Here is an 8,184-nt window from a genome sequence, read left to right as displayed (position 1 = left end):
CCGCGCCCTGCTCTCCGGCGGGGGGCGCGGCGGCCTGGGTGTCACTCGGCATGTCGGTCACCGGGTCACTGGTCCAGCGCGTTGTCGATGGTCTTCGTGACCTTGTCCCAGGCCTTGTCGGGCGAGGTGCCCTTCTGGTCCACGCCGAGCATCCCGGTGTCGGCGAGGTACTGCTGGATGATGCCGTCCTTGGGGCCGATCGGCTGGACGGGCACGCCCTCGGCGGCCTTGGAGAAGATCTTCCCCACGGGCGCGTCACCGAAGTACGGGTTCTTGGCGTCCCTCACCTCGGGCAGGTCGTACGCCGCGCTGGCGCTCGGGAAGCTGGCCCGCTTGTCGAACAGCTTGGCCTGCTGCTCGGGGGCGGTCAGCCAGGCCACGAGCTTGGCCGCCTCTTCCTTGTTCTTGCCCGCCTCGGGCACGGTCAGGAAGGAGCCGCCCCAGTTGCCGGGCTTCGGCGCGGCGGCGACGTCCCACTGGTCCTCGGCCTTGTCGCCGGCCTTGTCCTTGATGTAGCCGAGCATCCACGGCGGGCAGGTGATCGTGGCGAACGAGCCGTTGGCGAAGGCCTGGTCCCAACTGGGCTGGAACTGCTGCAGCTTGGCGGTGAGACCGGCCTTCGCGAACCGGGCGGCGATGTCCCAGCCCTCCTTGACGCCGGGGCTGTCCTTGTAGATCAGCTCGCCGTCCTCGTCGTAGAACTTCCGCTCGCCGGAGGCGTGCACGGCGGCCATCACGCCGGTGGCGCCGTCCACGAAGGAGGTGCCCTTGGGCGCCTTCTCCTGGTACCGCTCGCCGGTCTCCAGGTACTTCTCCCAGTCACCGGCCCACAGCTTGCCGACGGCCTCGCGATCGGTGGGCAGCCCGGCCTTCTCGAACAGGTCCTTGCGGTAGCAGATGCCGGTCGGGCCGACGTCGGTGCCGAGCCCGATCGTCTTGCCGTCCTCGGTGGTGGCCTGCTGCCACTTCCAGTCGAGGAAGGCCTTCTTGTCGACGCCGGACACCTTGCCGAGGTCCATCAGCTTGCCGGCGTGCGTGCCGGTCAGCTCGGCCACGTTGCCGACCTCGACGGCCTGGACGTCGGACAGGCCGCTGCCGCTGCTGAGGTGGGTGAGCAGCGCGGGCCAGTAGTTCTCGTTGCGCTGGACGGAGTTCTGCTTGATCTCGATGTCCGGGTTGAGCCGCTCGTACTCCTCGTACAGACCGGCCTCCTGGAGGCCGAAGGCGCCGAACACGCCGACGGTCAGGGTGGTCCCGCCCTTGCCGCCGCCTCCGCCGCCGCCCGAGGAGCCGCCGGGCTCGTCGCCGGAGTCCTCCGCGCAGCCGGTGAGCAGCCCCGCGGCCAGGGCGGCGGTGGCCGCGAGCACCACGGCCGTGCGGGGCATTCGAGTCCTGTAACGCGTCCTGTGGCGCATGGTGTCCTCCTGGTGCTCCGACGTACCGCTGACCGGCCAACTGCTGTGGGAGAGCCATGAGCTGGGGAGAATCGGCTCGGACGGAACGTGCGGGTCGTGTAGGAGCCAAGTACAGTGGGAGCGCTCCCATGATTGATGCCTTGAAGGGTTACGGCTCGCCGCGGGGGTGTCAAGGCACCGGACGGCAGGAGTTGCGGGCCGTCGGCGCCGACGCTGGTGGCCGGGGTGGGGCTGTTAGATTTCGCGTCGTGGGGAGGCACTGATGGGGAGTGGTCAGCCCAAGGGGCGCAGCGGGGGCCGGCCCACGCTGGAAGAGGTGGCCGCGCGGGCGGGCGTCGGCCGGGGCACGGTGTCCCGGGTGATCAACGGCTCGCCCCGGGTGAGCGAGCGGACCCGGGCCGCCGTCGAGGAGGCCGTCGCCGAGCTCGGCTACGTACCGAACACGGCGGCCCGCGCGCTGGCCGCGAACCGTACGGACTCGATCGCCGTGGTCGTCCCCGAGCCGGAGTCGCGGTTCTTCGCCGAGCCGTACTTCTCGGACATCGTCCACGGCGTGGGCACCGCGCTCGCCGACACCGACATGCAGCTCCTACTGACCTTCGCGGGCGGCGACCGGGAGCGCCGCCGCCTGGCCCAGTACCTGTCGGCGCACCGCGTGGACGGGGTCCTGCTGGTGTCGGTGCACGCGGACGACCCGCTGCCGGACCTCCTGGAGCAGCTCGAGGTCCCGGCGGTGATCAGCGGCCGCCGCCGCGCCGACGAGCCGCTGGCCTCGGTGGACTCCGACAACTTCGCGGGCGCCCGGGCCGCCGTCACCCATCTGCTCTCCCGGGGCAGGCGCGCGATAGCCACGATCACCGGCCGCCTGGACGTGTACGGCGCCCAGCTCCGCCTCGACGGCTACCGCGACGCCCTGGCCCAGGCGGGACACGGGCCGGAGGAGGCCCTGGTGGCGCGCGCCGACTTCACCGAGGAGGGCGGCCGCCGGGCCATGGAGGAGCTGCTCGCCCGCCGTCCTGACCTGGACGCGGTGTTCGCCGCCTCGGACGTGATGGCCTCGGGCGCCCGGCAGGTGCTGCGCCGGGCGGGCCGCCGGATACCGGACGACGTGGCCCTGGTGGGCTTCGACGACTCGGCCATCGCCCGCCACATGGACCCGCCGCTGACGAGCGTGCGCCAGCCCATAGCGGAGATGGGCCGCACGATGACGGACGTCCTCCTCGCGGAGATCGCCGACCCCCGTCCCCCCGCGACCCGCCGCCTCACCCGCCCCCGGATCGTGCTGCCCACGGAGCTGGTGCACCGGGCGTCGTCCTGAGCCACCGCCCCGCGCGACGTGTCACCGACGCCCCGGCGGCGGCTCGTACCGCAGTACGGCTCTCCTGGCCCGACGCAGATCCTCCCGCAGGTAGAAGCCCCCGCGGCACCGCTCTTCGGCGGCCCAACCCAGATCACAGCGGGGGCACGTCCGCAGGTGCTCCAGGTGGACCAGGTAGGCGGCTTCGGCGCGCCGCTCCAGCGGGGACAGGCTGCGAGTGATCACGTGACCCTCATCCCCTCCATCACCTCGTACGCGCTCAGGTAGGCGGCGCGCAGCTCGTCGGGGTCCGTGAGGACCAGGGGCGCGGTCGGGGCCACGATCCAGGAGCGGGTGCGGGCGGTGAGCGGGGCGATGACGGCCGGATCCGGCGCGGCGACGAATTCCCCGCGGCTGAGCGTCGTGGTCCGGGGCGCGCACCAGAACCGCGCGGTCCCCGCGGGGACGAGGACCTCGACGTGGGTCACGGTGTGCAGCACGGGCCCGAGCAGGGTGCCGTCGGCGCGCAGGCGGTGGACGGTGCGCCAGCCGGTGCGCTGCGGCACGCGCACCACGTCCCAGGCCACCCCGGCGGGGACCGGCGCGAGGTCACCGCGCTCCCACTCCGCGAGCGCTCTGCGGACATCGGCACGCGCTTCCGTGAGCCAGATGACAGCACCCGCGGTGGTCGTACTCTCGGCCATGTCGACTCCAACCGGTCGGCCGTGCCCCGGGGCCGTTCGCTCGGTCGCCGGGGTCTTGGCTGTGCCTTTCGACGCTAAGAGCGCGCGGGAGCCGACCACCAGCGTTGTGCAGATCCGTGCAGACGGCGACCCGCACGCATGTGCGTGGTGCTCGTGCCCTTGACCCGGTGCACGTCCACCCGCGACGGTGATGCAAAGAACTGCACACGCCGCACGGAGGCTGACGTGCCGTTACTGTTCATCGGGATCGACCCGATACCAAGACCGCCGACAGCCCCACCGTGTGGGTCGACCGGGAGAAGCGGGAACTGGTCCTCCAGGGGTGGGAGCCGACCCCCGAAGTCCAAGCCGAATGTGCCGCGTTCGAGGCGCCCGGTCACGCCGTCGGCGTCCCGGACGGCGAGGCGGTGATCCGCATCCCTGCCAGGATGATCCACATGATCAGGGAGGCGTGCGATGTCCTCGAGCGAACCCACGATCGCTGAGCTGATGGACAACTGCACGCGGACCGCTGTGCACCTGGAGATGCGGGACCAGTACGGCGTCGCCGCCGAAGCCGACGACTTCCGCACCTGGCTGGAGACCGGCGAGCTCGATACCGATCCCTCCTCGGAGGGCTGGGCGCCCTGGGTCGACCTCGTCAGCCGGGCCGTCACCCGCGGGGTCGCTGTGCGACGCGCCCGCATCGTGTCCGAACCCGTATCCGACTACGTCCGGTACGAGCACGCTTCCACCGAGGTCAACACGCACGCGGGTGAGGAAGTCCGCTGGCTGCCCCGCCGTCGAGCCTCGACCATCTGCCTGCCCGGCAACGACTTCTGGCTTTTCGACGACCGTATCGTCCGCTGGGGCTACTTCTCGGGCGACGGAGCGCTGGTCGGACACGAGACGTCGGAGGACCCCGCAGCCGCGAAGCTGTGCGGGGACGCCTTCGCGGCGGTGTGGGAGCGCGCCATACCGCACGCCGCGTACCGCATCGACTGACCAGGAAGCACCGGCAGCCAGCCCATGTCCGTCTCGCCTTCCTCCTCGGCCCGAGCCGCCCGAGAAGCTGTCGCCCGGCAACTCCGCACTCTCCGCAAGGAGGCCGGGATGACGGTCGTCGACCTAGCTGCCGCGTGCGACTGGCACCACTCCAAGACGTCCCGGATCGAGAACGCGCTCACCGGGCCGTCGGCGAACGACATCCGCCGGTGGTGCGACGCCACCGGGCGCAGTGATCAGGCACACGACCTGATCGTCCAGTCCATCAACGCCGAGACGCTGTATCAACAGTGGCGTGACCAGGTGCGCTCCGGGCTGCGGCACCTGCAGGAGCGCCGAGTCCGGTTCTTCCGCGAGACCGCGCTCTTCCGCGTGTACTCCTCCGGCCTCGTGCCCGGGCTGCTCCAGACCGAGGGATACGCGGCTGCCGTGCTCCGCATCGCCGCTTACTCCCACGACCTCTCGGTGGACGACAGCGCGGAAGCCGCGCGGGCACGCGTCGAACGCTCCCGCCTCATCCACGAGCCGGGACATCGTTTCGTGGCGGTGATCGAGGAGTCAGTCCTGCGCTACCAGATCGCCGGAGCAGAAGCCATGGCCGCCCAGCTCGGCTACCTGCTCACGGCAGGGGCCCTGCCCGCCGTCTCCCTCGGCGTCATCCCCATGGGCGGCGAGCGGACGCACTGGCCGGAGGAGACGTTCCACATCTACGACGACAAGCTGGTGTCCACGGAACTCGTGTCGGCGGAGGTACGTGTCACCCGGCCTTCCGAGGTGAACCAGTACGTGGAGACGTTCGAACGCCTGCGGGGGATGGCCGTCTACGGGTCGGAGGCCCGGGGCCTCATCCTCCGCGCGATCGAAGCGCTGCACTGAGCGGGGAACGATCAAGGGCCCGGCCTGCTTCCGCAGACCGGGCCCTTGATCCTTCAGGGTGAGTGACGGGACTTGAACCCGCGGCCACCTGGACCACAACCAGGTGCTCTACCAACTGAGCTACACCCACCATGTGCCGGTCTTTGTCGTTCTTCCGACCGGCCGAGAAAAAGTGTACAGGGTCCGGAGGGGTGCTCGCGCACACCTTTCCCGGACCCCGTACGCCAGGCCCGGAAAGGGGCTACGTCGCAGGCAGGACGTGCTTCGCCGCGATCGCCTTGGCCGTGTCCGAGTCCGGGCCCGGCTGCGGCACGAAGATCGCCTCGCGGTAGTAGCGCAGCTCGGCGATGGACTCGCGGATGTCGGCCAGGGCCCGGTGGTTGCCGTTCTTGTCCGGGCTGTTGAAGTACGCCCGCGGGTACCAGCGCCGCGCCAGCTCCTTGACGGAGGAGACGTCGACGATGCGGTAGTGCAGGAAGTTCTCCAGGGTCGGCATGTCCCGCAGCAGGAAGCCGCGGTCCGTGCCGACCGAGTTGCCGCACAGCGGAGCCTTGCGGGGCTCCTTCACGTGCTGACGGATGTAGTCGAGCACCTGCTCCTCCGCGTCGGCGAGCGTGGTGCCGCCGGACAGCTCGTCGAGCAGCCCCGAGGTGGTGTGCATCTGCCGCACCACCTCGGGCATGGTCTCGAGCGCTCCGTCCGGCGGGCGGATCACGATGTCCACGCCGTCGCCGAGCACGTTCAGTTCCGAGTCGGTGACCAGGGCGGCCACCTCGATAAGTGCGTCGTCCGTCAGCGAGAGCCCGGTCATCTCGCAGTCGATCCACACCATGCGATCGTTCATGCGCCCAACCCTACGGCGCGCTCCTCTGCCCCGGCAGCGGCGCCCGCCCCGGCGCGTACGCCTCGGAGGGCGCCTTGCCCGCGTCCATGGACAGGCCCGCCGGGGCGCCGAAGGCGCTCGCCGCCGCCGTGCGCCGGGTCTGCGTCGGGACCGCCCCCGGCGTCATGCCCGGGTGCGGGCCCGGTGGCGGGGCGTGCCCGCCGCCGTGGCCGTGTCCCGGGCCCTCCGCCGCGGCGACCCCGGGGGAGGCGGACGCCGGGACGCCGCCCGGTCCTGGCCCACCGCCCGCGGCACCGCCGCCCGCGCCGTCGAGGGACCGCTCGCCCTGGGGCCTGCGCGCCCGGTAGGCGGCGCGGTAGGCGGCGGGCGAGGAGCCGAGCTGGCGGCGGAAGTGGCCGCGCAGCGCGACGGGCGAACGGAAGCCGCAGCGTCCGGCGACCTCGTCCACGGAGTAGTCCGAGGTCTCCAGGAGCCGCTGGGCCTGGAGCACCCGCTGGGTGATCAGCCACTGCAGGGGAGCGCTCCCCGTCAGCGAGCGGAAGCGCCGGTCGAAGGTGCGGCGGCTCATGTAGGCGCGGGCCGCGAGCGTCTCCACGTCGAACTGCTCGTGGAGGTGCTCCAGGGCCCAGGCGACGACCTCGGCCAGCGGGTCGGCGCCGATCTCCTCCGGGAGCGACCTGTCCAGGTAGCGCTCCTGGCCGCCCGCGCGGCGCGGCGGCACGACGAGCCTGCGGGCGAGCGCGCCCGCCGCCTCGTTGCCGTGGTCGGTGCGCACGATGTGCAGGCAGAGATCGATTCCGGCCGCCGTCCCGGCGGATGTGAGCACGTCACCGTCGTCGACGAACAGCTCGCGCGGGTCGACGTGCACGGACGGATACCGCTTGGCGAGCGTCGGCGCGTACATCCAGTGGGTCGTCGCCGGGCGGCCGTCGAGTAAACCGGCCGCCGCGAGCACGAACGCGCCGGTGCACAGGCCGACGATGCGGGCCCCCTCCTCGTGCGCGCGGCGCAGCGCGTCGAGGGCCTCCAGCGGCGGCGGCGACGTGATCGACCGCCATGCCGGTACGACGACGGTGCCGGCGCGCGCGATGGCCTCCAGGCCGTGCGGCGCGGTGAGTTCGAGCCCGCCGGTGGTGCGCAGCGGCCCCTCCTCCCCGGCGCACACGAGCAGCCGGTACCGGGGCACTCCCGCGTCCTGCCGGTCAATGCCGAACACGGAGAGTGGTATGGAACTCTCGAAGATGGGACCACCGCTGAAGAGCAGCACCGCGACGATTTCCCTGCGGCGCCGCCCGGAGAGTTTCCGCGCCGCTGTTTCCTGCACGGCAGTGGAGTCGTGGCTCATGACGCTAAGCCCCCCTCGGTCGTCGCGGCTCCCTGTTCTTTACGTGCTTGCTGTCGCTCCTGCACGTTTCCCCTCGGTCCTCCACCAGTCCCCCGCCGTACTACAGTCAAGATCGAATCTACTGCGTCACGTGACGCCGCTGTGACCAGTTCAGCACCCGGTGCATTGTCGACATGGCAACTTGGCGTGAAGCATTCGATCACGAAGCGTCGCACTCCCGCGGCGCCCAGGGAAGTGCGCCTCGTCCCCGTGGCCGGTCAACGTAGGGTGCGGAGGCCTTCTTCGCTCCTTTCACCCCTGGTGGGACGTGGGTTGACCCCCTGTTCAGGCAGGGAATGCGGACCAGCCGGAAGTTGGCTGAAAACATTCGGGGGAGTGCGCCGGAATCGGTCAGTCCCCCGGCGCGTTCGGCCCGGCGTGCCGACCGCCCCGGCGCGCCCCCGGTGCCGCCCTGGACGGCCGCCCGGCGGCGGCGCGGCGCCGCTCGGCGCGGGCCCGCGCCGCCCCGCGCTCGGACTGCCGCAGCAGCACCCGGCACACCCCGGTGACGGCCGCGAGCCCCAGGGCCGCCCCGGCGGCGCCGGCCAGCGAGGTCCCGTAGCCGACCAGCACCACGGGGACGAGGACGCAGGAGAAGGCCGCCCACCGCACCACGTCGCTCGCCGACTCCTGCGGGGCCGCCGCCGGGGCCGCGGTGCCCCCGTGCCGCGGGCCCCCGG

The 8,184-nt window shown here is 71.9% G+C and carries 9 protein-coding genes, 1 tRNA gene and 1 pseudogene; 4 read left to right on the top strand and 7 right to left on the bottom strand.

Going from position 1 to position 8,184, the window contains the following annotated elements; all coding sequences use genetic code 11:
* Nucleotides 1–65: 65 nt before the first annotated feature.
* Nucleotides 66–1,385 carry an ABC transporter substrate-binding protein gene (locus tag IE330_RS36875; RefSeq protein ID WP_229926193.1) on the bottom strand — a complete coding sequence of 440 codons (1,320 nt, stop codon included), beginning with the start codon at nt 1,383–1,385 and terminating at the stop codon, nt 66–68.
* Between the two features lie 292 nt (nt 1,386–1,677).
* On the opposite strand from IE330_RS36875, the gene IE330_RS36870 reads away from it, so the two are divergent.
* The gene (locus IE330_RS36870; protein ID WP_190140551.1) at nt 1,678–2,733 is read left to right on the top strand and encodes a LacI family DNA-binding transcriptional regulator; all 1,056 of its coding nucleotides are present in this window, start codon (nt 1,678–1,680) and stop codon (nt 2,731–2,733) included.
* A gap of 21 nt (nt 2,734–2,754) precedes the next feature.
* Here the strand turns inward: IE330_RS36870 and IE330_RS36865 are convergent, their stop codons facing one another.
* Entirely contained in the window at nt 2,755–2,958 is a 204-nt protein-coding gene (locus IE330_RS36865) for a hypothetical protein (protein WP_190140550.1), read from the bottom strand.
* A complete protein-coding gene (locus IE330_RS36860; RefSeq protein ID WP_190140549.1) occupies nt 2,955–3,416 on the bottom strand; it encodes a hypothetical protein in 462 nt (153 codons plus the stop codon). The genes IE330_RS36865 and IE330_RS36860 overlap by 4 nt, the downstream gene beginning before the upstream one ends.
* Nucleotides 3,417–3,641: 225 nt before the next feature.
* On the opposite strand from IE330_RS36860, the pseudogene IE330_RS39505 reads away from it, so the two are divergent.
* From IE330_RS39505 to IE330_RS36850, 3 genes and pseudogenes are all read left to right on the top strand, one after another.
* Nucleotides 3,642–3,901 (top strand): annotated as a pseudogene (locus tag IE330_RS39505) (hypothetical protein).
* Entirely contained in the window at nt 3,873–4,400 is a 528-nt protein-coding gene (locus tag IE330_RS36855) for a DUF6879 family protein (protein ID WP_190140548.1), read from the top strand. The pseudogene IE330_RS39505 and the gene IE330_RS36855 overlap by 29 nt, the downstream one beginning before the upstream one ends.
* 24 nt (nt 4,401–4,424) lie before the next feature.
* Entirely contained in the window at nt 4,425–5,276 is an 852-nt protein-coding gene (locus IE330_RS36850; RefSeq protein WP_190140547.1) for a helix-turn-helix domain-containing protein, read from the top strand.
* A 57-nt stretch (nt 5,277–5,333) separates the two neighbouring features.
* On the opposite strand, the gene IE330_RS36845 is transcribed toward IE330_RS36850, so the two are convergent.
* From IE330_RS36845 to IE330_RS36830, 4 genes are all read right to left on the bottom strand, one after another.
* Nucleotides 5,334–5,406 (bottom strand) — tRNA-His (locus IE330_RS36845).
* Between the two features lie 111 nt (nt 5,407–5,517).
* Complete coding sequence (gene orn / locus IE330_RS36840; protein ID WP_190140546.1) at nt 5,518–6,120, bottom strand: oligoribonuclease; 603 nt, start codon at nt 6,118–6,120, stop codon at nt 5,518–5,520.
* A gap of 10 nt (nt 6,121–6,130) precedes the next feature.
* Nucleotides 6,131–7,465, bottom strand: coding sequence for a helix-turn-helix domain-containing protein (locus IE330_RS36835; RefSeq protein ID WP_190140545.1), 1,335 nt, complete (start codon nt 7,463–7,465; stop codon nt 6,131–6,133).
* A 390-nt stretch (nt 7,466–7,855) separates the two neighbouring features.
* On the bottom strand, nt 7,856–8,184 hold a 329-nt coding region (locus IE330_RS36830), incomplete at its 5' end, for a hypothetical protein (RefSeq protein ID WP_373314821.1).

This window comes from Streptomyces longispororuber (assembly GCF_014656095.1).
Lineage (GTDB): Bacteria > Actinomycetota > Actinomycetes > Streptomycetales > Streptomycetaceae > Streptomyces > Streptomyces longispororuber.
This window is presented reverse-complemented; position numbering and strand designations above follow the sequence as displayed.